Source organism: Citrobacter enshiensis (genome assembly GCF_029338175.1).
Lineage (GTDB): Bacteria > Pseudomonadota > Gammaproteobacteria > Enterobacterales > Enterobacteriaceae > Citrobacter_D > Citrobacter_D enshiensis.
Map to the genome: position 1 here is coordinate 1,321,799 of NZ_CP119862.1, position 25,888 is coordinate 1,347,686.

Annotated in this window: 20 protein-coding genes; 9 read left to right on the forward strand and 11 right to left on the reverse strand. The window is 51.5% G+C overall.

Annotated features, from left to right (window positions below):
* Positions 1–23: 23 nt before the first annotated feature.
* Positions 24–323, reverse strand: coding sequence for a hypothetical protein (locus tag P2W74_RS06385; protein WP_276294358.1), 300 nt, complete (start codon positions 321–323; stop codon positions 24–26).
* 956 nt (positions 324–1,279) lie between these two features.
* On the opposite strand from P2W74_RS06385, the gene P2W74_RS06390 reads away from it, so the two are divergent.
* Complete coding sequence (locus P2W74_RS06390) at positions 1,280–2,374, forward strand: NapC/NirT family cytochrome c (RefSeq protein ID WP_276294359.1); 1,095 nt, start codon at positions 1,280–1,282, stop codon at positions 2,372–2,374.
* Positions 2,375–2,395: 21 nt separating this feature from the next.
* The gene (locus P2W74_RS06395) at positions 2,396–4,840 is read left to right on the forward strand and encodes a trimethylamine-N-oxide reductase 2 (RefSeq protein WP_276294360.1); all 2,445 of its coding nucleotides are present in this window, start codon (positions 2,396–2,398) and stop codon (positions 4,838–4,840) included.
* A gap of 129 nt (positions 4,841–4,969) precedes the next feature.
* Here P2W74_RS06395 and P2W74_RS06400 read toward each other — a convergent pair whose 3' ends face one another.
* Positions 4,970–5,161, reverse strand: a complete 192-nt coding sequence (locus tag P2W74_RS06400; RefSeq protein WP_192613055.1) for a YfgG family protein — start codon at positions 5,159–5,161, stop codon at positions 4,970–4,972.
* 353 nt (positions 5,162–5,514) lie between these two features.
* Here P2W74_RS06400 and P2W74_RS06410 point away from each other — a divergent pair, with 353 nt between their 5' ends.
* The gene (locus P2W74_RS06410; protein ID WP_276294361.1) at positions 5,515–7,755 is read left to right on the forward strand and encodes a bifunctional diguanylate cyclase/phosphodiesterase; all 2,241 of its coding nucleotides are present in this window, start codon (positions 5,515–5,517) and stop codon (positions 7,753–7,755) included.
* A gap of 7 nt (positions 7,756–7,762) precedes the next feature.
* Here P2W74_RS06410 and ppx read toward each other — a convergent pair whose 3' ends face one another.
* From ppx to purM, 4 genes are all read right to left on the reverse strand, one after another.
* The gene (gene ppx, locus P2W74_RS06415) at positions 7,763–9,307 is read right to left on the reverse strand and encodes an exopolyphosphatase (RefSeq protein WP_276294362.1); all 1,545 of its coding nucleotides are present in this window, start codon (positions 9,305–9,307) and stop codon (positions 7,763–7,765) included.
* A gap of 4 nt (positions 9,308–9,311) precedes the next feature.
* Entirely contained in the window at positions 9,312–11,378 is a 2,067-nt protein-coding gene (gene ppk1 / locus P2W74_RS06420; protein ID WP_276294363.1) for a polyphosphate kinase 1, read from the reverse strand.
* Positions 11,379–11,589: 211 nt separating this feature from the next.
* Complete coding sequence (gene purN, locus P2W74_RS06425) at positions 11,590–12,228, reverse strand: phosphoribosylglycinamide formyltransferase (RefSeq protein WP_276295135.1); 639 nt, start codon at positions 12,226–12,228, stop codon at positions 11,590–11,592.
* Positions 12,228–13,265 carry a phosphoribosylformylglycinamidine cyclo-ligase gene (gene purM, locus P2W74_RS06430; RefSeq protein WP_276294364.1) on the reverse strand — a complete coding sequence of 346 codons (1,038 nt, stop codon included), beginning with the start codon at positions 13,263–13,265 and terminating at the stop codon, positions 12,228–12,230. The genes purN and purM overlap by 1 nt, the downstream gene beginning before the upstream one ends.
* Positions 13,266–13,551: 286 nt before the next feature.
* On the opposite strand from purM, the gene P2W74_RS06435 reads away from it, so the two are divergent.
* From P2W74_RS06435 to P2W74_RS06450, 4 genes are all read left to right on the forward strand, one after another.
* Positions 13,552–14,982, forward strand: coding sequence for a 6-phospho-beta-glucosidase (locus P2W74_RS06435; protein ID WP_276294365.1), 1,431 nt, complete (start codon positions 13,552–13,554; stop codon positions 14,980–14,982).
* A 212-nt stretch (positions 14,983–15,194) separates the two neighbouring features.
* Positions 15,195–15,821, forward strand: coding sequence for a uracil phosphoribosyltransferase (upp, locus tag P2W74_RS06440; protein WP_162379081.1), 627 nt, complete (start codon positions 15,195–15,197; stop codon positions 15,819–15,821).
* An 86-nt stretch (positions 15,822–15,907) separates the two neighbouring features.
* Positions 15,908–17,197: a uracil permease gene (gene uraA / locus P2W74_RS06445; protein WP_276294366.1), complete on the forward strand. Its 1,290-nt coding sequence runs from the start codon at positions 15,908–15,910 to the stop codon at positions 17,195–17,197.
* Between the two features lie 95 nt (positions 17,198–17,292).
* A complete protein-coding gene (locus P2W74_RS06450) occupies positions 17,293–17,994 on the forward strand; it encodes a DnaA inactivator Hda (protein ID WP_276295136.1) in 702 nt (233 codons plus the stop codon).
* 43 nt (positions 17,995–18,037) lie between these two features.
* On the opposite strand, the gene P2W74_RS06455 is transcribed toward P2W74_RS06450, so the two are convergent.
* From P2W74_RS06455 to celB, 3 genes are read right to left on the reverse strand one after another with little or no spacing between them, the layout of a single operon-like run.
* On the reverse strand, positions 18,038–19,468 hold the full coding sequence (locus tag P2W74_RS06455; protein ID WP_276294367.1) for a leucyl aminopeptidase family protein: 1,431 nt from the start codon (positions 19,466–19,468) through the stop codon (positions 18,038–18,040).
* On the reverse strand, positions 19,468–20,424 hold the full coding sequence (locus P2W74_RS06460; RefSeq protein ID WP_276294368.1) for a N(4)-(beta-N-acetylglucosaminyl)-L-asparaginase: 957 nt from the start codon (positions 20,422–20,424) through the stop codon (positions 19,468–19,470). Before P2W74_RS06460 ends, P2W74_RS06455 begins: the two co-directional genes overlap by 1 nt.
* Before the next feature lie 3 nt (positions 20,425–20,427).
* Positions 20,428–21,747: a PTS cellobiose transporter subunit IIC gene (gene celB, locus P2W74_RS06465; protein ID WP_276294369.1), complete on the reverse strand. Its 1,320-nt coding sequence runs from the start codon at positions 21,745–21,747 to the stop codon at positions 20,428–20,430.
* A 155-nt stretch (positions 21,748–21,902) separates the two neighbouring features.
* On the opposite strand from celB, the gene P2W74_RS06470 reads away from it, so the two are divergent.
* Positions 21,903–22,748 (forward strand): XRE family transcriptional regulator, encoded by an 846-nt coding sequence (locus tag P2W74_RS06470; protein WP_276294370.1) that lies wholly within the window; start codon positions 21,903–21,905, stop codon positions 22,746–22,748.
* Here P2W74_RS06470 and arsC read toward each other — a convergent pair.
* Complete coding sequence (gene arsC, locus P2W74_RS06475) at positions 22,745–23,104, reverse strand: arsenate reductase (glutaredoxin) (protein ID WP_276294371.1); 360 nt, start codon at positions 23,102–23,104, stop codon at positions 22,745–22,747. The two genes, P2W74_RS06470 and arsC, sit on opposite strands and share 4 nt — an antisense overlap.
* Positions 23,105–23,115: 11 nt before the next feature.
* A complete protein-coding gene (gene bepA, locus P2W74_RS06480; protein WP_276294372.1) occupies positions 23,116–24,579 on the reverse strand; it encodes a beta-barrel assembly-enhancing protease in 1,464 nt (487 codons plus the stop codon).
* Positions 24,580–24,803: 224 nt separating this feature from the next.
* On the opposite strand from bepA, the gene P2W74_RS06485 reads away from it, so the two are divergent.
* The gene (locus tag P2W74_RS06485; protein ID WP_276294373.1) at positions 24,804–25,868 is read left to right on the forward strand and encodes an AI-2E family transporter; all 1,065 of its coding nucleotides are present in this window, start codon (positions 24,804–24,806) and stop codon (positions 25,866–25,868) included.
* The last annotated feature ends 20 nt before the right edge of the window (positions 25,869–25,888 follow it).

The window sequence follows — 25,888 nt, forward strand, 5'->3', positions numbered from 1 at the left end:
ATCGACGAGGTTTTCTTCATCGGCTAATTGTGGGGTTTGTTGACGACATTACTCTTGAGGATATCCATAAGGGTTTTTTCGCTAACACCATGGATCTCAATACCATCAACAAGTACCCGTACATGCTTCTTCGCGGCAATCTGTGCTAGTACAACTTTGACAATGCCGGTAATTACCAATGGTCCCAGCGTCATCACCGCAGTGAAAAGCTGGACACCATCTATTCCTTGGTGCTCAGAAGAAAAACCATCGGAATCCTTGCCAAGTAATTCTAATTGCTCCAAAACCTGCACATCAGAAACCTCAATTGCAATTTCAGACATTCTATTCCTCGTAAAATGTTCGCGCCGATCTACTAAAAGTGATCCATGGTGCTGATTGAAAGCTATGCCAGATCGTCAAACCGCGTGAAGGTTTGTAAGGTTGCGGGCAATCTTACATGATATGACTATTGAGCCGCAATCTGTGTAGGTCAGGAGTGTAGAAGTGATCGTAGTGCTGCTTGTTGAGGCTGGTCGGCAAGCACCGTTAGTTGTCGCAGAAGTGAGTGTTGTCTGAATGCAACTGTAGGTGGTGTTTTTCGTGGTATCTGCTAAGTAATTACTTTCAGTGTATTGATTTATTTATATTTTATCTCATCATTGATAGCTGAGTGGGAATAATCAGATAACCCCTCTTGCCTGTTCATGACAAGGCAAAAATGCAATCAACCCTCTGTTTTTACAGAGGGTTTTTTTATGTATGGTCATGAAGTTTCTGGATAGCGAAAGTTTTTCCAAATAAATATATTTTTGAAGATTATTAAATGAAACGACGGTATTTAAATAATCTATGTATGATGACGGAATTATCCCGTAATCAGCGTTGTGGCTAAATTTTTACGTTTTTGGATGTTTTAACTATATTATTGGAATGTTTTTCAACTATAAACGAAGTGAATTTTATAAAGTGTCTGGTCCTGGGGGAAAACTCATTGTATATTTTATTATATAGCGACATGTATTTTTAAGATGCAGATGATAATATTTGTCGCTGTCAAAATTTTATTCTTGGTAATGCTTTTAATTTAGCTTGATAATCCATAAATGGTAGTTTAACTCACTATTTTTAATGATTTTTTTGTTTGAATCTCTCGCTGTTTTTGAATTTGAGACGCCCTTCATAGTTTCCTCTTTGTCTGTTTCTTCTTGCTTTCCATTTGATGAATATCAATAAGTCACCTGTGGCGCCTATTTAATGTCTACCTATAAAAGGGTATTTGGGTTTGCCAGGGTATACGATGAAAAAAATAAATAGAATAGTGATATGGATGGTGCTTCTGGGGGCCATTCTTGGTGTGTTCGTTATTTTTGCCGCGCAATGGACATTACATAAAACGTCCAGTACGGAATTTTGTTTGTCATGTCATACGATGCAGGCTCCTTATGAGGAATATCTGGGGTCCAAACATTTTCAGAATCAGAAGGGAATCCGTGCGGAGTGCGCAGATTGCCACATTCCGCAAGGTGGCATGGATTACCTGATCGCTAAACTGCGTGCTTCGAAAGATATCTATCACCAGTTCATTACCAAAAAAATCGATACCCCCGAAAAATTTGAGGACCATCGTTTGGAAATGGCACAAACGGTATGGGCACAACTCAAAGCCAATGACTCAGCGACCTGCCGCAGTTGTCACAGCATGGATGCCATGGATCTCGAAGCGCAAAGCGCGGATGCCCGAAAGATGCATGAGATGGGCGCTAAGGAAAAACAAACCTGTATCGACTGCCACAAAGGGGTCGCCCACTTCCCTCCAGAAATAAAAATGGACGATACCGCGTTACAAGGGCTTGAAGCACAGGCGGCCTCAATACCTGCATCAGCGAAAGAGCTCTATGTTGTCAGCGCCAGCGCGCTTGGCGATCTGGCGACGCTTTATCCGGCGACGCAATTACATGTGTTGAAAACCACGGGGACCTCGCGTCGTGTCGAAATTCGCGGCAGTCAGATGCAGGGCAGTGAACAGGTTATTTATTACGCGGCAGGTCAGCGACTTGTTCTTGCCAGTCTGAGTGAAAAAGGGCAGCAGGCGCTGAACGTGCTCTCTGACTGGAAGAAAGATGAGTATGGCAATGCGTGGCGGGACGTTGCGCTGCAAGGGGACTGGAGTACTTCTGCCCTGGCCAGCCGTGAACCGATGTGGGATTACGCGCGTAAGCTCGACAACGTGTATTGCGCAGGTTGCCATGCGCCGATCCCCGCGAAGCACTTTACCCTGAATGCCTGGCCTTCAGTGGCGAAAGGGATGGGAGCACGAACCAACATCAGTGAAAACGAGCTGGATATTCTGAGCCGTTATTTCCAGTACAACGCAAAAGACATGAATAAATAAGCGACAACACCAGGAGAAATCATGAAACTCACAAGACGTGACTTTATCAAAACGGCCGGGGCGGCAACCGGGACTATGGCGATTTCTTCGATGATCCCGATGCCTGCCTGGGCCGAAGGCCCGGGGGGCGGCGCTGTTCTGACAGCGGCGCGCTGGGGGGCTGTTTATGTCGAAGTCAAAGACGGGAAGGTTGTCTCTTCGAAGGGGGCATTACAAAAAACGATTCCTAACTCATTGCAACAGACCGCCCCTGATCAGGTTCATACCAGCGCGCGTATAAAATACCCGATGGTGCGTAAAAGCTATCTGGAAAATCCAGGAAAGGCAGATGGCAAACGGGGAAGCGATCCTTTTGTCCGTGTGAGTTGGGAACAGGCGCTTAAACTTATCCACGAGCAGCACAGTCGGATCCGTAGCAGCTATGGCCCAGCCTCGGTATTTGCGGGTTCTTATGGCTGGCGTTCCAGCGGTGTGTTGCACAAAGCACAAACCCTGTTGCAGCGTTACATGAGTATGGCGGGCGGTTACGCAGGCCATACCGGTGATTATTCTACCGGTGCGGCGCAAGTGATCCTGCCTTATGTCGTTGGGTCGGTAGAAGTCTACGAACAGCAGACTACATGGCCGATGATTCTTGAACACAGCCAGGTTGTGGTGCTGTGGGGGATGAACCCGCTCAACACATTAAAAATTGCCTGGAGTAGCACTGACGAGCAGGGACTTGAATACATCAACTTGCTCAAAAAATCAGGGAAGAGCGTGATTGCTATCGACCCAATGCGGTCTGAAACCATTGCGTTCTTTGGTGATAATGCCACCTGGATTGCGCCGCACATGGGGACGGATGTTGCGATGATGCTGGGCATTGCACATACGCTGGTGAAAAAGGGTCTGCATGATAAGGCCTTCCTGGAAAAATACACGACCGGTTATCCGCAGTTTGAAGAGTACCTGCTGGGTAAAAGCGATAAAACAGAGAAAACCGCGGAGTGGGCCGCAGGCGTGTGCGGTGTACCTGCAGAGCAGATCGAAAAACTGGCGGAAATCTTCTCCGGCAATAAAACCATGCTCATGGCGGGTTGGGGCATTCAGCGTCAGCAGTATGGCGAGCAAAAACACTGGATGCTGGTCACCCTGGCAGCGATGCTGGGACAAATCGGCACGGAAGGGGGGGGCTTTGGTTTCTCCTACCATTATTCTAATGGCGGTAACCCGACGCGCACGGGCGGGGTGTTGCCCGCAATTTCCTCGAAGATTGAAGGTGGCTCCTCTGCAGGCAATGACTGGGCTGTCTCCGACGCTGTGACGAGCCTTCCTGTCGCGCGAATTGTCGAAGCGCTCGAAAACCCGGGTGGAAAATATCAGCATAATGGTAAAGAACAAACCTTCCCGGATATCAAAATGATCTGGTGGGCAGGTGGTGGGAACTTTACGCACCACCAGGATACGAACCGCTTAATTAAAGCGTGGCAGAAACCGGAGCTGGTCGTCATTTCTGAGTGCTACTGGACGGCGGCAGCCAAACATGCCGATATTGTTCTGCCGATTACCACATCGTTTGAACGTAACGATCTCACCATGACCGGGGATTACAGTAACCAACATCTGGTGCCGATGAAGCAGGTTATTGCGCCGCAGTTTGAGGCGCGCAATGACTTTGATGTATTTGCCGATTTGGCGGAGATGCTCAAAGTGGGCGGCAAAGCTGTCTATACAGAAGGCAAAGATGAAATGGCGTGGCTGAAGCAATTCTACGACGCCGCGCAAAAGGCCGCGCGTACGCAGCGTGTGGCGATGCCTCAGTTCAATACCTTCTGGCAACAGAATAAATTGATCGAGATGCGTGAGAACGAGAAGAATAACAAGTATGTTCGCTACGCTGATTTCCGCAGCGATCCGGTGATGAATGCACTTGGCACGCCAAGCGGGAAGATTGAACTCTACTCGAAAACGATTGAAGGATATCACTACAAAGATTGCCCGCCGCATGCTTCATGGCTAGAACCGGATGAGTGGAAAGGTTCCGCGGATAAAGATCAGCTGCAGTTGCTGACCGCACACCCTGCGCATCGTCTGCACAGTCAGCTGAATTACGCTTCGCTGCGCAAAGAGTACGCCATAGCCAATCGTGAGCCAGTGACCATTCACCCGGAGGATGCAAAGGCTCGCGGTATTTCCGATGGTGATTTGGTTCGGGTATGGAACGCTCGCGGACAAGTGCTGGTGGGGGCGCATGTCAGTGATGGAATTAAACCCGGGATTATCTGCATTCACGAAGGTGCCTGGCCGGATCTGGAGAATGGGATCTGTAAAAATGGCGGCGCTAACGTACTGACCGCGGATATTCCGACATCCCGACTGGCGAACGGCTGTGCAGGTAATACGTCACTGGTCTACGCAGAAAAATTCACTGGCGAAGCGCCAAAACTGACAGCGTTTGACGAGCCCGCGATTGTCACCCTGTAGAACGGTGCGCAGACTGTTTGTCTGAACAAAACGGGAGTCTGTGTACTCCCGTTTTTACTGCCCAATGCCAGGGTTGAATAAAAAATATATTATATTACAACGATGTGGGGTTTTTTAGTCGCAAACAGATTATGACTGTGATGGCGTTTCAGTCGTCAGGGTTGATTGTTGTGATTCTTTTTTATCCTGATGATGATGCCAGGCGCCAATGGAAGAGTAGACGAAGCGTCCAAAAAAGAAGAGAAAACTGATAAGCAATACGATACGGGTCATGCGAGTGTTAAATCGATGTCGTTTTCGCATACTGGTAGCCTGACTCACAAAAGGTTCCTTAGGGTGGGCCCAACGCGTGGGCGATAATGACATTAAGGCACACTGTGAGGAGATGGTCAATTCTTCATTATGTAAAATTACGTCAGTCAATTCATCCTTTAATGTTATGAGAAATAAATTTAATATTTAAATAAATAATAACTTAATGATAAAACAGCAGAAATAAAGTAATAATTAATTAATGATAAGTGAGTTATTTGACATAAGTCAAATGTTACGCGCCGACGATAACTAAAATCTATGCTCCACAATTGTGATGAGTTTTTCATCATTGTTCTGACGTCAGGTGGGATGCCTGTCTGAATAAAGCCTTCAGGAAACGGAGGTTCTGCTGAGCATCTATGAGCCTTAAGAAATTATATATTCGTATCAGAGATAAATGGTGGGCACTGCCTCTCATCTTACCCTCTTTGTTATTACCCTTATTGAGCAACACCAATACCTTCGCAAGTACTGCTACAGGTAATGTCGTGCTGTTTTATCTGCCTCTGGCATTAATGTTAAGCCTGATGCTATTTTTCGGCTGGGCGGCGTTACCAGGAATTGTCATTGCCATCTTCTGGCATAAATTTTCGCAGGTAGGATGGTACGAGACGTTTCCTGTTATCGTTCACTTTGTGGTGACGATTGTGCTCAGTTGGGGGGGGTATCATGTGTTTGCCCCACGGCGTGGGCATGTCTATCATGGCGATGTGCGATTAATATTTCAGCGCATGTTCTGGCAGGTATTTTTCCCTGCCACACTGTTTTTAGTCATATTTCAATTTGCAGCCTTTATTGGAATGTATGACAGCAAATCCCATCTGATGGGGGTCATGCCTTTCAATATCAATACATTGATTGATTACCAGGCGTTACTGGTCGGAAATCTTGTGGGTGTTCCGCTGTGCTATTTGATCATTCGTATTATCCGTAATCCTTGTTATTTGAAGGGTTATTTTTCGCAACTTAAACTACAAATTGATGCGAAAGTAACGAAAAAAGAAATAGCTATCTGGCTGATAGTATTGGGTATGCTGATGGTTTTGTTATGCATGCCTTTAAATGAAGATAGCTCAATATTTAGCACAAACTATACGTTGTCACTCCTGCTACCCGTCATGTTATGGGGGGGAATGCGCTACGGCTATAAATTTATTTCGCCGTTATGGGCGATAATACTCGTAGTATCAATAAATTATTATCACCGTTATACGCCGTGGTATTCCGGATACGATACCCAACTGGCCATTACCTCTTCGAGCTATCTGGTTTTTTCATTTATTGTGAATTATATGGCGGTACTGGCGACGCGGCAGAGGATTGTCAGTAGCCGCGCTCGCCGTCTCGCTTACTTTGATCCTGTCGTGCATCTTCCCAACTTACGCGCTCTGAATCGGGCTCTCAAAAGCGCCCCCTGGTCGGCCCTCTGTTATTTGCGTGTGCCAGGAATGGAATTACTCATTAAAAATTATGGGATTATGTTACGCATTCAGTACAAGCAAAAGCTGTCTCACTGGATCTCTCCCTTGTTGGCGCAAAATGAGGAAGTGTTTCAGTTATCCGGCAACGATTTGGTGCTGCGTCTGAATACGGAATCCCACCAACAGCGAATAGAAGCACTGGATAACCATATAAAACAATTTCGATTTACATGGGATGGGATGCCAATGCAGCCGCAGGTTGGGGTCAGCTATTGCTATGTCCGTTCTCCGGTTAGCCATATCTACCTGCTATTAGGTGAATTAAGTACCGTTGCCGAACTTTCGATTTTGACAAACACGCCAGAGAATCTACAGCGTCGCGGTGCCATGAATTTGCAGCGTGGGCTGAAAGACAAAGTGGCGATGATGAATCATCTGCAACGGGCGCTTGAGTACGATCGCTTTTGCCTGATGGCTCAACCCATTCAGGGCGTTCGCGGCGATATCTATCATGAAATTTTGCTGCGGCTGAAGGATCAGAATGGCGGGATGATTAATCCCGATATTTTTCTGCCTGTCGCCCATGAGTTTGGGTTGTCTTCCAGCATCGATCTCTGGGTTATCGAACATACATTGCAATTTATGGCGGCGAATCGGGAAAAAATGCCTGCCCAACGTTTTGCCATCAATCTGTCGCCGACATCAGTGTGCCGTGCCCGATTACCTATCGAGGTGAGTAAGCTGTTGAGCCACTATCAGGTCGAAGCCTGGCAACTGATATTTGAGGTTACGGAGAGTAACGCACTCGCAGATGCCGAGCATGCGCAAACGACCTTATTGCAATTGCAGCAACTGGGCTGTCAGGTTGCCATTGATGATTTTGGCACCGGGTATGCCAGCTATGCACGCCTGAAAAACGTGAACGCAAATATTCTCAAAATCGACGGCAGTTTTATTCGCAATATCGTCTCGAACAGCCTCGACTATCAGATTGTGGCTTCCATTTGCCATCTGGCGCGCATGAAAAAGATGTTGGTAGTGGCAGAGCACGTGGAAAGTGAAGAGATACGTAACGCGGTGATCTCGCTGGGTATCGATTACCTGCAGGGGTATCTGATCGGGGAGCCGCAGCGACTGGAAGATACGTTTGGGAAACAGGCGCCAGAGTCCGGCGCCTGAATGAGGATCACGCCGCAATATCGGGTGAGCTTTCTTCTTCTTCAATGGTCAGACGCCAGCCGGTTACGGCTTCCCAGTATTGCTGCTCTCTTTCCAGATCGAGCAAAACCAGCGCGTTCTGGCTGAACCAGTCGTGCGGGAAACGTAAAATCCAGTGACTGTCGTGGGTTATCAGCGTTAGCGTTGGCGGCGTGGTCGTTGCCTGACGCTGATTGTTCAGCAGGACGCCGAGGCGCAGCAGCTGGATGAGCGGCAGAAACTGTTTCTTCTTAAACAGTGTAAACCGGGGCAAATCATCCAGTTTTACGGCCTTACGATGGTAACGAACCAATGTCGCCATCATCATTTGCTGTTCCTGGTTGAAACCAGGCAGATCGCTGTGTTGAAGAATATAGGCGGAATGACGGTGCAGACCGCTATGGTTGATGTTCAGCCCGACTTCATGCAGCATCGCCGCCCATTTCAGTAAAGCTTCCAGTTGTGGGTGCGCCAGTTTAGGTTGCTGCGACTGCCACTGTTCATACATCTGCATCGTGGTGTCCAGCACCCGTCTTGCCTGTTCGCTGTCGATATTGTACTGGTTCGCCAGGCTGCTGGCGGTACGGCTGCGCACATCCTGATGACGGAATCGGCCTTCCATTTCATACAAGACACCTTCACGCAGCGCGCCATCGGACAGCCGCAGTTCACGGATGGCCAGCGCGTCAAAAACACCGCACAGGATCGCCAGACCCGGTACGAAGACGGCTTTACGTTCTTCAGAAAGACCCGGCAGGCTGAGTGCGTCGAATGAGCGATGTTTGAGAACTTCGGTTTTCAGCTTATCCAGACGCTCAGGCGTGATAAAACCATCTTTCTCGCCCATTTCCAGCAGCACTTCGTGTGCCGCTTTAATGGTGCCGGAAGCGCCCAGCGCAACGTTCCAGCCCTGGATACGGAACTGCCAGGTTAACGTTTCCAGTTTTTGTGCTGCGGCCATCCGCGCACGCTGGAAGTTCTCCTGGTTAATCACGCCGCCGCGGAAATAGATCTGCGCAAAGCTGACGCAACCCATACGACGGCTTTCAACCAGCTTCGGTTCGAAGTTCTCGCCAATGACCAGTTCTGTTGAACCGCCACCAATATCGATCACCAGCTTGCGGCCTTTTTCCGGCTGCGTATGTTCCACCCCCATGAAAATCAGACGGGCTTCTTCGTTGCCGGAAATGATTTCAATCGGGTAGGGGATGACCTTTTCCGCACGTTTTAGAAAATCAGTGGCATTCAGCGCCTGACGTAACGTATGGGTACCGACAATACAGACGCTCGACGGCGCGAAACCCTGCAGGCGTTCAGCAAACAAGGATAAGCAGCTTAAGCCGCGTTCCATCGCTTCTTCACTCAGCCTGCCGTCTTCACCGAGACCATCAGCCAGGTGTACACGTTGTTTCAGCCGACCGATAATTTGCATCGCGCCATCCACAACGCGCGCAATGACCATATGGAAACTGTTTGAACCGAGGTCGACCGCAGCAAACTCCTGCGGCCGGGGTGTCCTGTCATGTATTGGCATAGCGTTAGTCTGGTTGCTCGAGTGATTTGATGTAGTCATAGATCGCCAATTGTGACTGCACTTTGCGGCGATTTCCGCGCGGTACATAGCGATTACTCAGTTCTTTATCGATATAACGGGCTTTAACCGTGTCGCTGAACAGAATGTCTATAATATCAAGAACCTGCTGTTTGAGGCGAGGGTCAAGCAACGGTGTGGCAACCTCAATACGATAATCGATATTGCGCGTCATCCAGTCGGCGGAGGAGAGATATACCCGCTTATCGCCGCCATTCTCGAAAACATAGACCCGGTCATGCTCAAGGTAGCGATCCACGATGCTGATCACCCGAATATTGTCGCTGATGCCTTCCAGATTGGGGATCAGCGAACACATACCGCGGATCAGCAGATTAATCTGCACGCCTGAACCGGATGCGGCGTACAGTCGGTCAACCAGCCCTTTATCGACCAGGTTATTGAGTTTCAGCGTGATGCCCGACGGTAAGCCCTGTTGCGCATTCGCAATTTCCCGGTCGATCATCTCATACAGCAGACGACGGGAGTTTTGCGGCGAAACCAGCAGGTAATCGAATGTCACCGGACGATAGGGGTTCTCGATAAAATTGAACACCCGGCGCACTTCGTTGGTGATCCGCGCATCCGCGGTCAGCAATGAATAGTCGGTATACAGACGTGCTGTTTTTTCATTGAAGTTCCCGGTGCCGATGTGCGCGTAACGCACCACCTCGTCGCCTTCTTTACGCGAGATAAGGAACAGTTTGGCGTGGATTTTCAGCCCCGGCGCAGAGAAGATCACATGGACGCCAGCCTCGGTCAGACGTTTAGCCCAGTGAATATTGGCTTCCTCATCGAAACGGGCCTGTAATTCCACAACCACGGTCACTTTTTTGCTGTTATGGGCGGCGTGAATCATCGCGTCAATAATGCGCGAGTCTTTCGCCACGCGATAAATATTAATTTTTATCGCCAGAACACTCGGATCAAACGAGGCCTGGCGCAGCAGTTCCAGCACATGCTCAAAGGTATGATATGGATAATAGAGCAGTACATCGCGCTCACGAATGGCGTCAAAACCGTTGCGGAACTTTTCTTTATCGAACCAGATATGGCGCTGCCGCGGCAACGGTTTATTCACCAGATTGGCTTTGCCCACATTGGGGAAATTAATAAAGTCTTTGAAGTTATGGTAACGCCCGCCGGGAACAATCGAGTCATAGCGGGAAATGGTCAGTTTTTCGCGCAGAACTTCCACCAGCGCATTGGGCATGTCACGTTGGTAGACAAAGCGAACCGGCTCCGCTGTCAGACGTTGCTTCAGGCTGGAGGACATCAACTCCATCAGACTGGATTCCATTTCGTGCACCAAATCGTATTCGGCGTCACGGGTCATCTTCATGGAATACGCATTGAGGGCATCGTAATCAAAGAACCCTTTGAAGATATCGTCGAGGCAGTAGCGCAGAATGTTGTCCAACAAAATCATTGGTTTGCGACGACGCGGCGCTTCCGGCGGCAGATTCACAAAACGAGGAACCTTGTCGGAGGGAATTTCCAGTAGCGCGTAGCGGATGGAATCTCCGCGAATAATCTCCACCGCCAGATAGGTATAATCGTCCTTCAGAAACTGAACTAAATCGGTCTCCCGGTTGATTAAAATCGGCGTAATGTGTTGGCGAAGATAGTGTTTAAAGTAGTGACGCAACCAGTCTTGCTGGTTTACCGACAGTTGGCGTTCGTTAATCAGGAAAATTTGATTACGCGCCATCTCCAGCAGTAATTCGTTGTACAGGCCGTCAAATTCTTGATCGGCTTTCAATACGCGGGACTGGATTTTGCCTAACAGGTGACGAGAATGAGAATTTGAACCCTGTTCTTCACTAATAATGATGCGACGCTTTAATTCGGCAAAGCGGACTTTGTAGAATTCGTCAAGGTTATTGGAATAGATGCCTAAAAAACGCATCCGTTCAATCAGCGGGTTTGATTTATCCGCTGCTTCCTGGAGTACGCGTTCATTGAACGCTAACCAGCTCAGTTCTTTCTCGATGTATAGCTTTTCCTGACCCATTACAACTTTTACTCCGTTTCAATCACGGGACACTGCCGGGTTATTATGGCGAGCATTGCTGTCAGATGTCCAACTGCGCCAGAAGAGTATGACAATAAACCGTCTGTGGCATGTGAGCAACTGACGCATTTTTGCGAAAAGGATAGGGAGACGAACAAGATAGACAGGAGTTGTTCCCCGTCAGTGGTTGCTAACGGGGAACGAAGAGACGTTACTCGTCTGATGCGTATCCCTGAGGAGAGAGTTTGATGCCGTCAAGCCATGCTGCGTTTTCGCGCATTTCAAGACGCCCATCTACAAACCAGCTAACCACTAACGGGTAAATGGCGTGCTCCTGCACCTGAACGCGTGCGGTGATGTCCTCTTCGCTATCGCCCTCAAAAACCGGGATCTTAGCCTGAAGAATCACCGGGCCGCCATCCAGTTCGTCAGTGACGAAATGAACAGAAGTGCCGTGCTCCTCATCGCCGTTTTCCAGCGCCTGACGATGCGTATGCAGGCCTGGGTACTTCGGCAACAGGGAAGGGTGGATATTGAGCAAACGACCTTCGTAGTGCGCGACAAACGCAGGACTAAGGATTCGCATATAGCCTGCCAGTACCACCACATCGGGGGCATAAGCATCAATTTCCCGCATCAGTTCGCGATCGAACGCTTCACGGTTGGCAAATTGACTGGCGGCCAGCGCATGTGCCGGAATTCCTGCTTCCCGGGCACGTTCAAGGCCGAACGCGTCGGCCTTGTTGCTGAATACTGCCCGGAGGGTGCCTTTAATTTTCTGCTCTTTGCAGGCGTCGATAATTGCCTGCAAATTGCTTCCGTTGCCGGAAATAAGCACCACAATGTTCATCATTCAATAACCACACGCTGTTCGGAATCAGAGGCTTTGATGATACCGATTTTCCACGCCTTTTCACCTTTGGCCTTCAACAGCGCGAGCGCGTTATCGACTTCCGCTTCCGGCAGGGCAATCACCATCCCGGCGCCGCAGTTGAAGGTGCGATACATTTCATGTTGACTGACGTTGCCTGCGGTTTTCAGCCACTCAAAGACGGCCGGCCACTGCCAGGAAGATTCGTCAATCACTGCCTGTGTATTGTCGGGCAGAACGCGCGGGATGTTCTCCCAGAAACCGCCGCCCGTCAGGTGCGCGATGGCGTGTACATCAACCTGTTCAATCAGCTCCAGGATTGACTTCACATAGATACGCGTTGGCGCCAGCAGATGGTCGGCTAACGGTTTGCCTTCGAGTTCTGTCGTTTCAGGGTTGCAACCGCTGACTTCAATGATTTTACGCACCAGAGAGTAACCGTTGGAGTGCGGGCCGCTGGAGCCCAGCGCTACCAGCACATCGCCATCGGTTACTTTCGAGCCGTCGATAATTTCTGATTTTTCGACCACGCCAACGCAGAACCCGGCCACGTCGTAATCTTCGCCGTGATACATCCCCGGCATTTCAGCGGTTTCTCCGCCGACCAACGCGCAGCCAGACTGCAGACAACCCTCGGCAATACCGCTGATCACACTGGCGGCGGTGTCGACATCCAGTTTGCCGGTGGCATAGTAATCCAGGAAAAACAGCGGCTCTGCGCCCTGAACCACCAGATCGTTAACGCACATCGCCACGAGATCGATACCAATGGTGTCGTGACGTTTCAAATCCATTGCCAGACGCAGTTTTGTCCCTACGCCATCAGTGCCGGAAACCAGTACAGGCTCACGATATTTTTGCGGCAATGCGCACAGCGCGCCGAAGCCACCCAGACCGCCCATCACTTCGGGACGACGGGTTTTCTTCACTACGCCTTTGATTCGATCAACCAGAGCATTACCCGCGTCAATATCAACACCGGCATCTTTATAGCTAAGAGAGGTTTTATCGGTCACTGCTTGGGTCCCCACGCGTTTACTTGCGGTGAAAATTAAATTCGGCGCAATTCTAACAGGGAAAGCAAACGTTTGCGAGCCTGCTTTGCATCGGCATATATCTGCTGATTTTTTCAGCATTTCACCCTCGAAATTCTGGTTATTTGAACTGTGCCACGAAAATGAACCCGGTTTCATTCTCGTGCTTGAAACCCGCCTGATAAATGCACAGTATCGTAATGAAACCGGTTTCTGTAAGTGTGTGCAGAGACTGCGGCCAGCAAATTGCAATTAATGAGGGAATTGTATGTCTGGATTTAACGCGAATTTCATGTGGGGAGGCGCGGTGGCGGCTCACCAGTTAGAAGGCGGCTGGCAGGAAGGGGGAAAGGGCGTCAGCGTGGCGGATGTTATGACCGCCGGAGCGCATGGTATTCCCAGAGAGATCACCCCCGGCGTGATCCCTGGTAAGAATTACCCCAATCACGAAGCCATCGATTTCTATCACCGCTACAAAGACGACATCGCGCTCTTTGCTGAAATGGGATTTAAATGTTTCCGCACCTCCATCGCCTGGACGCGAATTTTTCCGTTGGGCGACGAATCCCTGCCGAATGAAGCGGGCCTGCAATTTTATGACTGCCTCTTTGATGAATGTCTGAAACACGGCATTGAACCCGTCATTACGCTGTCGCATTTCGAGATGCCATATCACCTGGTGACGGAATACGGTGGCTGGCGCAACCGTAAACTTATCGACTTCTTCGTTCGCTTTGCGAAGGTGGTCTTCAAACGCTACCAGCACAAAGTGAAGTACTGGATGACGTTCAATGAGATCAACAACCAGGCCAACTTCCACGAAGACTTTGCGCCATTCACCAACTCCGGACTGAAATACTCGCCGGGTGAAGATCGCGAGCCAGTGATGTTTCAGGCGGCGCACTACGAGCTGGTGGCCAGCGCGCTGGCGGTGAAAGCGGGGCGCGAAATTAACCCGTCACTGAAAATCGGCTGCATGATCGCCATGTGCCCAATCTATCCGCTGACCTGCGCGCCGAACGACATGATGATGGCGATGAACGCCATGCATCGCCGCTACTGGTTCACCGATGTACATGTGCGCGGGAAATATCCGCAGCATCTGCTGAACTACTTCGCGCGTCGTGGTTTTACGCTGGATATCACCGAAGAAGATAAACAGGCGCTGACGCAGGGCTGCGTCGACTATATCGGTTTCAGCTACTATATGTCGTTCACCACCAAAGCGACGGCGGATAACCCGCAGCTGGACTATGACGAAAGCACTAGCCTGGTCTCTAACCCGTATGTGCAGAAGTCCGACTGGGGTTGGCAGATTGACCCGGTGGGGCTGCGCTATTCGCTGAACTGGTTCTGGGATCACTACCAGCTGCCGCTGTTTATCGTCGAAAACGGCTTTGGCGCGATTGATGTCCAGCAGGCCGACGGCTCTGTAGACGATCAATACCGCATTGATTACATGGCCGCGCACATCCGTGAAATGAAAAAAGCGGTGGTAGAAGATGGCGTAGAGCTGATGGGTTACACCCCGTGGGGCTGCATTGATTTAGTTTCTGCGGGGACGGGCGAAATGAAAAAACGCTACGGCTTTATCTATGTCGACAAAAATAATGACGGTAGCGGGACGTTAGCACGTCATCCAAAGAAATCATTTGCCTGGTATCAGCAGGTGATTGCGTCTAATGGTGAAAAACTGTAATCCCCGCAAATAGCGGTCAGCATGGGTTGGCCGCTCTTCCTTTTCGTTTCCATGCCCAGCGCTGAGATATTCGTCTGTCGAATATTTGCTCTATTCGCGCTAACCCCTCCTATGCTTGATCAACATCAAGTAAATAAATGTTGCCCACTAAAAGAATGGCGGTATAATCCGTCGATTTTTTTTGTGGCTGCCCTATTCAAAGGAGAAAGAGAATGAAGATTGTGGAAGTGAAACACCCACTCGTCAAACACAAGCTGGGCCTGATGCGCGAGCACGACATCAGCACTAAACGCTTCCGTGAACTCGCCTCCGAAGTTGGCAGCCTGCTGACTTATGAAGCCACTGCGGGTCTGGAAACAGAAAAAGTGACTATCGAAGGCTGGAACGGCCCGGTAGAAATTGACCAGATCAAAGGCAAGAAAATTACCGTTGTGCCGATCCTGCGCGCAGGCCTGGGCATGATGGACGGCGTACTGGAAAACGTCCCGAGCGCGCGTATCAGCGTCGTGGGCATGTACCGTGACGAAGAGACGCTGGAGCCGGTACCGTACTTCCAGAAGCTGGTATCCAACATCGACGAGCGTATGGCGCTGATCGTTGACCCGATGCTGGCAACCGGCGGTTCCGTTATCGCCACCATCGACCTGCTGAAGAAAGCAGGCTGCTCCAGCATCAAGGTGCTGGTACTGGTTGCGGCACCGGAAGGTATCGCGGCGCTGGAAAAAGCGCACCCGGATATCGAGCTGTACACGGCGTCGATTGACCAGGGACTCAACGAGCACGGATACATTATTCCGGGCCTCGGCGATGCCGGCGATAAGATCTTTGGTACGAAGTAAACGAAAAAATAAAAAGAGCCGACTTTTAGAGTCGGCTTTTTTTTGAATAAAACATCAATAACATACAACACTCAGAGGAAAACACTATGACGCGCCGTGCTATCGGGGTGAGTGAAAGACCGCCGCTTTTACAGACTATCCCGCTTAGTTTGCAGCATTTGTTTGCCATGTTTGGCGCAACCGTGCTGGTGCCAGTCCTGTTTCATATCAACCCGGCCACTGTCTTACTGTTTAACGGCATTGGCACATTGCTGTACCTCTTTATTTGTAAAGGTAAAATTCCTGCATATCTAGGTTCAAGCTTTGCCTTTATCTCCCCGGTTCTGCTGTTGCTGCCTCTGGGATATGAAGTCGCGTTAGGCGGCTTTATTATGTGCGGCGTCCTGTTCTGCCTGGTTTCAGTGATTGTGAAGAAGGCGGGGACCGGCTGGCTGGATGTGATGTTCCCGCCTGCGGCGATGGGCGCAATCGTTGCCGTCATCGGTCTGGAGCTGGCGGGTGTCGCTGCGGGGATGGCGGGATTACTGCCTGCCGAAGGCCAAACGCCGGACTCGAAAACCATCATCATTTCTATGGTCACCCTGGCGGTAACGGTATTCGGCTCCGTGCTGTTCCGTGGCTTCATGGCGATCATCCCGATTCTGATCGGCGTGCTGGCGGGCTATGCGCTGTCGTTTGCGATGGGCGTTGTGGATACCACGCCGATTGCACAGGCACACTGGTTTGCGCTGCCGACCTTTTATACTCCGCGTTTTGAGTGGTTTGCCATTCTGACGATTCTGCCTGCGGCGCTGGTGGTTATTGCGGAACACGTGGGTCACCTGGTGGTCACGGCGAATATCGTGAAGAAAGACCTGATCCGCGATCCGGGTTTGCACCGCTCAATGTTTGCTAACGGCCTGTCGACCGTCATCTCCGGGTTCTTTGGCTCCACGCCAAACACCACCTACGGTGAGAACATCGGTGTGATGGCGATTACGCGCGTGTACAGTACCTGGGTTATCGGCGGCGCGGCCATTATTGCGATTCTGCTTTCCTGTGTAGGTAAACTGGCCGCCGCCATTCAGATAATCCCACTGCCGGTGATGGGCGGCGTGTCGCTGCTGCTGTACGGGGTGATCGGCGCATCGGGTATCCGCGTATTGATCGAATCAAAAGTGGATTACAACAAAGCGCAAAACCTGATCCTGACATCGGTCATTCTGATCATCGGTGTCAGCGGCGCGAAGGTGCACATTGGCGCGGCAGAACTGAAAGGTATGGCGCTGGCGACCATTGTCGGGATTGGCCTGAGCCTGATTTTCAAAGTGATCTCGCTGTTGCGTCCGGAAGAAGTCGTCCTGGATGCGCAGGATGTGGATGGTCCTCAGCACTAACTCTCTGTCCGGGCAGCGACGCTGCCCGGTTCTATCGCGACGGAATTCTGTGGTAAACTCACTGCGATTTTGTGAAATCCTGGGTTGAGGTATCTCTGAACACACCGGCACAGCTCTCTCTGCCACTTTATCTTCCTGACGATGAAACGTTTGCAAGTTTCTGGCCGGGGGATAACGCCTCTTTACTGGCCGCGCTGCAAAACGTGCTACGTCAGGAACATAGCGGATATATTTATCTCTGGTCGCGCGAAGGTGCGGGCAGAAGCCATCTGCTGCATGCCGCGTGCGCCGAGTTGTCGCAGCGTGGCGATGCGGTCGGTTATGTCCCGCTGGATAAACGTACCTGGTTTGTGCCCGAAGTTCTCGACGGAATGGAACATTTGTCGCTGGTGTGCATTGATAATATTGAATGTGTTGCGGGGGACGAATTGTGGGAGATGGCGATCTTTGATCTCTACAATCGTATCCTGGAGTCGGGGAAAACCCGTTTACTGATCACCGGCGATCGCCCACCGCGCCAGTTAAATCTTGGGCTGCCCGATCTGGCCTCTCGCCTGGACTGGGGACAAATTTATAAACTTCAGCCGCTCTCCGATGAAGATAAACTCCAGGCTTTACAGCTGCGGGCAAGATTGCGTGGTTTCGAACTGCCGGAAGATGTGGGGCGTTTCCTGCTGAAACGACTGGACAGAGAAATGCGTACGCTCTTTGATACGCTGGATCAGCTCGATCATGCCTCCATTAGCGCGCAACGTAAGCTCACGATCCCCTTCGTAAAAGAGATCCTCAAGTTGTAATCTTGCCGGGCGGCGGTGGTGCCTTACCCGGCGACTCATAGACTCACGCCTGACGTATATCTTCCAGGAGATGTTCTACCAGCAGGGGAATCGGCCTGCCTGAGGCAACACTCTTCCCGTTTTCCCGCCATAGCGCCGTACCGCTAATATCCAGATGCGCCCATGGAATTGTCGGCGGGCAAAAGTGGTGTAGCAACCAGGCGGCGGAAGCGCTGATCGCCGCGTTATTACCGGGCGTATTGCACAGATCGGCAATGGTGCTTTCGGTCTGTTTTTTTAACCGCGCATCAAGCGGTAGCGACCAGACTTCATCCCCGCACTGTTTTCCGGCTACATTTAACGCCTGACGTAAGGGTTCATCCTGAGTCATGAGTCCGTTCAGTTCATAGCCCAGCGCTTTCACTACCGCACCGGTTAAGGTCGCCATATCAATAAGATACCGGGCCTGTGGATGCCGCTGGCTGGCCCAGGCAATCGCGTCTGCCAGCACCAGTCTTCCTTCTGCATCTGTATTATTGATTTCCACCGTCAGACCGTTGCAGGCGCGCGCCACGCTACCCGGCTGCATGGCGTCAGGGCCGATGGCGTTTTCAGCCAACGCCAGCACGCCCATAATGCGAAGCGGTAAATTTAACTCCGCAACCGTCAGCAGCAATCCCAGCACATTGGCTGCGCCGCACATGTCGTACTTCATGGTGTACATACCCGCGCCTTCTTTCAGCCACAGGCCGCCGGTATCAAACGTAATACCTTTACCCACATAGCAGCGTACCGGACCCTCGGCGATACCATCGTAGTGAATAGCAAGCAAACGAGGCGGGCAGGTCGCGCCTTTACCCACGGCATACAGCAGACCCAAACGTTGCTCAATAATCTGTTTTTCATCAAGTATTTCGCAACGAAGGGCAGGGAAAGCGGAGCACAGCCTTTGCGCTTCTGTAACCACAAATTGCGGCGTACAGCGGTCTGACGGAATATCTGCCAGGCGGCGTGCAGCAACCATGCCATTGGCAATCGCCTGCTGTTGGCGAAATAGCGTCTCTAACCTTTTTTGCTGCGCGGGCAGACAGAGCGCGTCTATGTGAAAAACGCGCACTGACGCATGGTCTGCCTTTTTGAGCTGTAAATCGCTGAGCCGGTGCGCCTGATTGAACAAAAAACGCAATAACTGCATCAGTACTGTGTCATTGATGTCCGTCACATCAATGACCACACGGGAACTGACAGGTGCTGCCAGCAACGGACGTAACGCGCCCAGCAAACTTTCGGTCAGCGGATCGTGCCAGAAGGCTTCGGGGAGTAACGTAATACGTGCAAACGGCGCGCAACCGAAACACGTATCGGCGGTTTTATCCTGCTGGCGCATCTCGTTGATAAGCGGGGTATCGGGTAGCAGCGGGCAGGATGCGCGTGCAATAAGATGGCTTTCCGGTTGCGTCTCTGTGAGTGAATGAATGAACTGGTAGGTAATCATTATTCTTCCTCTATCGGGGCACGAATTCGCGCAGCGTAGGCCTGCATCCATTCTTCATCGACAGGCTGATAATGCGTCTTTTCGCGTTGGCGTTCGGCGCGATAAACGGTAAGCGGATGGTGGGCAGAGGCCACCGTGAATGAAAAGGTTTTGATATTGGTGGCGGCGCCAAACTCACCTTTGTTGTTCATACAGACAACAGAGAGATCGCCCGCGCGGCCAAAGCGCGACATCAGTTTGTCTTCCAGTTCGAACACCACGGAATCTGCGGCTTGTTGCGGCGTCATACCCTGCGCCATGCGGCGCACGATTTCATAACTGGCACAGCCTTTCATCAGATCTTCGCCGACGCCCGTTGCGGTCGCCGCGCCTGTCTCGCTGTCGCAATAGAAACCGGAACCCATGATTGGCGAGTCTCCAATACGTCCGCGTTTTTTCATAAACAGGCCGCTGGTGGAGGTCGCGACGCTCATTGAGCCGTGCTTATCAAGCCCGATAATTCCGACCGTATCGTGGCCGTCATAGGGACTCAGACCTTTATCCAGCGTTTCGCGACAGCGCTTTCGATAATGTTGCATGGCGCGGTCAGTGAGCATGGTTTTGCTCGCAAACCCCTGATTAAGCGCCCACTCGCGAGCTCCCTGACCGACCAGCAAATTGTTATAGCGCTGGCGGCTTAATGCGTGAGCCACCCGCACCGGGTTGGCGATATCCACCAGATTGCCCACGGCGCCAAACGCCAGGGTGTCGCCATCCATAAAGGCAGCGTCCAGTTCGACATCGCCATTTTCAGTGGGCAAACCACCGTAGCCGACGGATTTGTAAAACGGGAAGTCTTCAACGGCGGCAACGGCGTCGACGACGGCGGATGCCGCGCGTGTCCCCGCCGCCAGTGCAGACGCAGACTCCGTGACGCCTTCAAGCGCCATTCGCCAGGTGGCGATAATTCCCCACATGGTTTACTCCTGTTTAGCCAGCGCGGCTTCGGTTTGCGTAAGAGAATCGATTTCTGCAGCGCGGTATTGTTTGTCCAGAATACGCAGGAAAGGCAGATACAGCATGGCGCCAATCAGCAGGTTGATAAGCTGCATGATGCTACCGCTGATATGCCCGGTAACGATAAAGCCGCTGATGACCGGTGGCAGCGTCCAGGGAATAAACACTCCGGTTGTCACCGCCACCATGCCGATTTTCATGGCCGCGTACTGGATAGTCACCAGCACCAGCGGTACCAGATTGAATGGAATCAGCATGATCGGGTTCATGATCACCGGCAGGCCAAACAGAATCGGTTCATTGATATTGAACAGTGATGCGCCCGCGCCCAGTCGGGCCACTTCCCGCATGTTTTTGCTACGGGCGAAAATCAACATGGCGATAACCAGCGACAGCGTCGCGCCCGCACCGCCCATCCAGATCATGTCAAAAAACTGTTCGGTGATAATGTGCGGCGGCGTGATGCCCGCCTGAATCGCGGCGATGTTATCAGTCTGATTTTCCATCCATGACGGGCGAATGATGCCGTTGACCATCGAACCGGAGTTAATCCCCACCGACCACAAAATGGTAATGCTAAATACCGTCAGCAGTGCGCCAATGTAAGAGGTGCCGAAGTGGCGTACCGGGGTGGCGACGACTTCGTAAATAACCTGATGAATTGTCTGGTAATGGGTGTTCTGGAAGAGAATACGAATGGCGAGTACCAGAATCATCACCAGTAACGCCGGAATCAGCGCGGCGAAGGATTCCTGCACGGCTGGCGGCACGCCATCGGGCATTTTGATCACCAGCTTTTTACGCTTCAGCCAGCAGAATAGCTCTGTCCAGAGCAGCGAGCCAATCATGGCCACGAACAGCCCTTTGCTGCCGATCCACTCAACCGGCATCACCGTAATACCGCCGTTTTCAGCGACTTTGATAAACGGGGTGAGGATAAGAAAACTGACCAGCGACAGAATCCCGCAGGAGAGGCGGTCATCACCATAATATTCTGCCAGTCGGAAGCCGACCAGAAAGCAGATAAACAGCGACATGGTAGAGAAAACGGCATTAAACGGGATCTCAACGATGTTGCCCCAGTTTTCGCCAAAGGTGCTGGACATGAAGTGCTGATAGCCCTCATTGGGAAACGACGAGATCACCAGCAGGATAGAACCGACGATAATAAATGGCATGAACGAAACGTATGCGCCGCGAATTGCACCTAAATGACGCTGCTGCGCCGTTTTTGCTGCAATGGGCATCAGTTTCGCTTCAAGAAATCCCAGAACATTGTTCATTGTGAACTCCGTACAAGATTAAGTGACGTGATGTGTGTTATGTCTGCGGATTATCAGTGAAGCATGGCGGCTGAAAGGTGAATCAGGTCACAATGTAATCGCTGTATTACTATAAATCTCACTTGATTAGTTACGGAAATGCGGAAATTCTTACGATGGAAATCAAATTACACGCCAATGCCACCACCACGCCACGCATTCGCCGTTATCTCCAGAACTCGGATAAAAGTGACAGAGAACTCGCCGCTGAGCTTGGTATATCGGTGACTACCGTGAGGCGCTGGCGTTGCCGCGAAGAGGTTTTAGATAAGAAAACGACGCCAGGTGTAATACACAAAGCGATGAGACAAGAGCAAATATCTTTGGTCAATGCGCTGCGCGATGTGTCGGGTGCGCCGCTGGATGAACTGTTGTTGCTGGTGAATGACGTTTTGGGGATACCGGTCTCCCGTGCGACGCTGAACCGGTATTTAAAACCGGTTGCGCCTAAACACCGGGATGCGCCGTTACAGGGGAACAAAGCGTTAAAAGCTGGGCTGTTACCCCATCACCTGGAGGTGCATCACCTTCTGCTTTCATTACCTATGGACGATGGCGGCGAGCATCATTTGCTGTGGGCGCGTGAACCGTTAAGCGGGTGGTGCTTTGCCAGACTGTATGCCGGGATCTCGCCGCAGCGCGTGGTGAACTGGCTGGAAGAATTACTGCGTGAATGTCCTGCTGATATACAATCTATTGAGACTTTTCTTTTTGAGGCTGACTGCGTCAGCGTGAGAAGCGCCCTGGAGCAGCGTGGAATCTGCCACAACATCAACCCAAGTTCACCGGTCAGGGCGCAGGTGGTTGTTCCTTTGATGACGATTATTCCGCGATTGCAAACCGAATCAGCCAGTCAGTTACTGATTCAGATATGCGAATTTTATAACGCAGGCAGGGCGCAAAAAAAATTGGGCGATAAGACGCCGCAGGCTTTTCTTGAAGCGCTGCGGCAGGAGGATTAGCTGACGATCTCCAACACCTGTTCTGGTGGGCGACCGATACGCGCCTGGCCGTTGGCGACCACAATCGGGCGCTCCATCAGTTTCGGGTTCTCTACCATCGCCTGAATCAGCGCCTCTTCACTCAGCTGGCTGTCTGCCAGGTTGAGTGAAGCATAAAGATCTTCTTTCTGGCGCATGAGCTCACGCGCGCTGGACATCCCCAGCTTTTGTAGCAGTTCACGCAGGGTGGCGGCATCTGCGGGGCTTTCCAGATAGAGCACCACTTCCGGCTCCACGCCGTTGGATTTCAGCAGGCTAAGCGTCTCGCGGCTCTTCGAGCAGCGAGGATTATGGTAGATTTTTACCGTGTCAGACATGAGTTCTCCTTTTACATCTTTTCATACGGCTTGAAGCGCTGCTGTAGCTGGCGCAACTGGTCGATGCGGGCATCGTAACGCGCCTGCTGCTGACTTCCCAGTTTGACCTGAGAGCTTGCGCTGCTGAGCATAGAGATCGCCTGATCCAGACGTCCCGACAGTGCATACACTTCAGCACGCGCCGCCAGTTCCTGATCGCGGTTATTTATCGCCGCTTCTACCTGAGCCAGCAGGTCCCAGCCGTTGCTGTCATCTTTATTATTGAAGGTATAGCGATTGAGAATGGTTGCAGCCTCTTTCGCTTGTCCTCCCTGCAACAAGGCATTGGCCAGGTTGAGCTGCAGGACGGGGTTAACGCGCAGATCGCGGGCGCTTTTCAGCCGGTTAATGGCGTCGTTGGGTTTCTTCTGACCCAGATCGATATCGGTCGCCAGGTCGAGATACCACGCATTGTTCGGCTCTGCGCTCAGCAATGGCTGCAGCGTCTTACGCGCCTCGTCATATTTATTGGCTTCCATCGCCTGTAACGCTTTGCCGTATTGCGCAGCGCGTTGCTGACGAACGTTGCCTTTGCTCCATTCATCCAACAGGTCGCTGGTTAACTGATTGCGCCCTGAATTGTACATCCCCAGCGTACGCGCTTTCGCCAGATAAAAGTCTTCTGAAGATTGCACCACGGCTGGTCGCATCTGGTTCGCACGGTTACGGGCGTCCGCGAGACGGCTTTCCGGCAAGGGGTGGGTGAGCAAAATTTCAGGCGGTCGGGTGGAGTAACGTGCCTGATCGAGCAGTTTTTCCAGGAACGTCGGCATCGCCTGGGGATCGAAGCCCGAACGTTGCAGAACTTGAATACCGATACGATCGGCTTCCTGCTCGTTTTGCTGCGTGAAGCTGATCATCCCCTGGCGCGTACCTGCCAGAGTTCCGGTGAGCGCCGCCATGCCCGCCTGCGGGCTGGCCATCGCCAGTAATATCGAGCCTAATGCGCCGACCCAGGTCAGCGGGGCGCTACGCTGTTGATCTTCCATCGCACGCGCCAGGTGACGCTGGGTCACGTGGGAGATTTCGTGCGCCATCACGGAAGCCAGCTGGCTTTCGTTGTCGGAATAGCGAAAAAGCGCGGAATGCAGAACGACGTTGCCGCCGAAGAAGGCAAAGGCGTTAATTTCGTCGTTATTAATCAAAAAGAAATGGAAGGGGGTTTTCACCGAATCGGCATGAGAGACCAGGCGCATCCCGAGGGTATTGATGTACTGTACCAGCAGCGGATCGTTAATCAGCGGTGCGCGGCCTCGCAGCTGGCGAACATAATAATCGCCCATCTGCATTTCCTGACCGATGGAAAGCGTACTTGCTGCCGAGGTCCCCATATCGGGCAGTGTGTCCGTTGGATCTGCAAACGCGGGCGCTATCTGACCGAGGGTCAGCGCAGCGATGAGGGTAGCAACCAGGTTTTTTTTAAACTGCCTGAACATGACCTCTGTCCTGTATTCTTTGAGATAGCCATTTGACCGATGCTGCGAAATATCGTTCCCGCGTCGGTGACATTGGGAGTGTAACTGCGAAACCCGCCAATGAACACCCGGACCAGGACGCATCTCAGTTTCCTGAATCAGCCATAAAAAGCGAAGTCTTTTTTGTGACATTTCGATACAATTCGGGATCACAATCCCGCTATTGAGTTCAGGGAAGGGTTTTTATGCTCGAAATGTTGATGCAATGGTATCGCCGTCGCTTTAGCGACCCGGAGGCGATTGCTTTGCTGGTTATTCTGGTGGCTGGTTTTAGCATCCTGTTCTTTTTTAGTGGGCTTTTAGCGCCGCTGCTGGTGGCGCTTGTCCTGGCTTATCTGCTCGAGTGGCCGACAGTGCGTCTGGAAGCGATTGGTTGTTCCCGGCGGTGGGCGACCTCGATTGTCCTTGTGGTCTTCGTCGGCATATTGCTACTGATGGCATTTGTGGTGATGCCGGTGGCGTGGCAGCAGGGGATCTATTTAATCCGCGACATGCCAGGCATGCTGAATAAGCTCTCCGATTTTGCGGCGACATTGCCGCGTCGCTATCCGGCGCTGATGGATGCCGGGATCATTGATGCAATGGCGGAAAATTTGCGCACCCGAATGCTCTCAATGGGCGATTCGGTGGTGAAATACTCGCTGGCGTCACTGGTGGGACTGCTGACGCTGGCGGTCTATCTGGTGCTGGTGCCGCTGATGGTTTTCTTCCTGATCAAAGATAAAGATCAGATGCTGAATGCCGTGCGTCGGGTTCTGCCGCGAAATCGGGGCCTCGCAGGCCAGGTCTGGAAAGAGATGAACCAGCAGATTACCAACTATATTCGCGGCAAAGTGCTGGAAATGGTGGTCGTTGGCGTGGCGACATGGCTTGGCTTTTTACTGTTTGGCCTGAACTACTCATTACTGCTGGCGGTCCTGGTCGGATTCTCGGTGCTGATCCCCTACATCGGCGCATTTGTGGTGACGATTCCGGTCGTGGGAGTGGCGCTGTTCCAGTTTGGTTTAGGGACGGAGTTCTGGAGCTGTTTTGCCGTGTACCTGATTATTCAGGCGCTGGACGGAAATCTGCTGGTGCCGGTGCTGTTCTCTGAAGCCGTCAACCTGCACCCCTTAGTGATTATCCTGTCAGTGGTCATTTTTGGCGGTTTGTGGGGATTCTGGGGCGTCTTCTTCGCCATTCCGCTGGCAACGTTAATCAAAGCGGTGGTCCACGCCTGGCCTGACGGACAGACCACTCTGGAAGAGTAATCTTCAGTCCATAAAATAGC

Bases quoted from the DNA above. Each gene is read 5' to 3' on its own strand.
- P2W74_RS06385 (WP_276294358.1), bottom strand. From the start codon at position 323: ATGTCTGAAATTGCAATTGAGGTTTCTGATGTGCAGGTTTTGGAGCAA.
- P2W74_RS06390 (WP_276294359.1), top strand. From the start codon at position 1,280: ATGAAAAAAATAAATAGAATAGTGATATGGATGGTGCTTCTGGGGGCC.
- P2W74_RS06395 (WP_276294360.1), top strand. From the start codon at position 2,396: ATGAAACTCACAAGACGTGACTTTATCAAAACGGCCGGGGCGGCAACC.
- P2W74_RS06410 (WP_276294361.1), top strand. From the start codon at position 5,515: ATGAGCCTTAAGAAATTATATATTCGTATCAGAGATAAATGGTGGGCA.
- ppx (WP_276294362.1), bottom strand. From the start codon at position 9,307: ATGCCAATACATGACAGGACACCCCGGCCGCAGGAGTTTGCTGCGGTC.
- ppk1 (WP_276294363.1), bottom strand. From the start codon at position 11,378: ATGGGTCAGGAAAAGCTATACATCGAGAAAGAACTGAGCTGGTTAGCG.
- purN (WP_276295135.1), bottom strand. From the start codon at position 12,228: ATGAACATTGTGGTGCTTATTTCCGGCAACGGAAGCAATTTGCAGGCA.
- P2W74_RS06435 (WP_276294365.1), top strand. From the start codon at position 13,552: ATGTCTGGATTTAACGCGAATTTCATGTGGGGAGGCGCGGTGGCGGCT.
- upp (WP_162379081.1), top strand. From the start codon at position 15,195: ATGAAGATTGTGGAAGTGAAACACCCACTCGTCAAACACAAGCTGGGC.
- uraA (WP_276294366.1), top strand. From the start codon at position 15,908: ATGACGCGCCGTGCTATCGGGGTGAGTGAAAGACCGCCGCTTTTACAG.
- P2W74_RS06455 (WP_276294367.1), bottom strand. From the start codon at position 19,468: ATGATTACCTACCAGTTCATTCATTCACTCACAGAGACGCAACCGGAA.
- P2W74_RS06460 (WP_276294368.1), bottom strand. From the start codon at position 20,424: ATGTGGGGAATTATCGCCACCTGGCGAATGGCGCTTGAAGGCGTCACG.
- celB (WP_276294369.1), bottom strand. From the start codon at position 21,747: ATGAACAATGTTCTGGGATTTCTTGAAGCGAAACTGATGCCCATTGCA.
- P2W74_RS06470 (WP_276294370.1), top strand. From the start codon at position 21,903: ATGGAAATCAAATTACACGCCAATGCCACCACCACGCCACGCATTCGC.
- arsC (WP_276294371.1), bottom strand. From the start codon at position 23,104: ATGTCTGACACGGTAAAAATCTACCATAATCCTCGCTGCTCGAAGAGC.
- bepA (WP_276294372.1), bottom strand. From the start codon at position 24,579: ATGTTCAGGCAGTTTAAAAAAAACCTGGTTGCTACCCTCATCGCTGCG.
- P2W74_RS06485 (WP_276294373.1), top strand. From the start codon at position 24,804: ATGCTCGAAATGTTGATGCAATGGTATCGCCGTCGCTTTAGCGACCCG.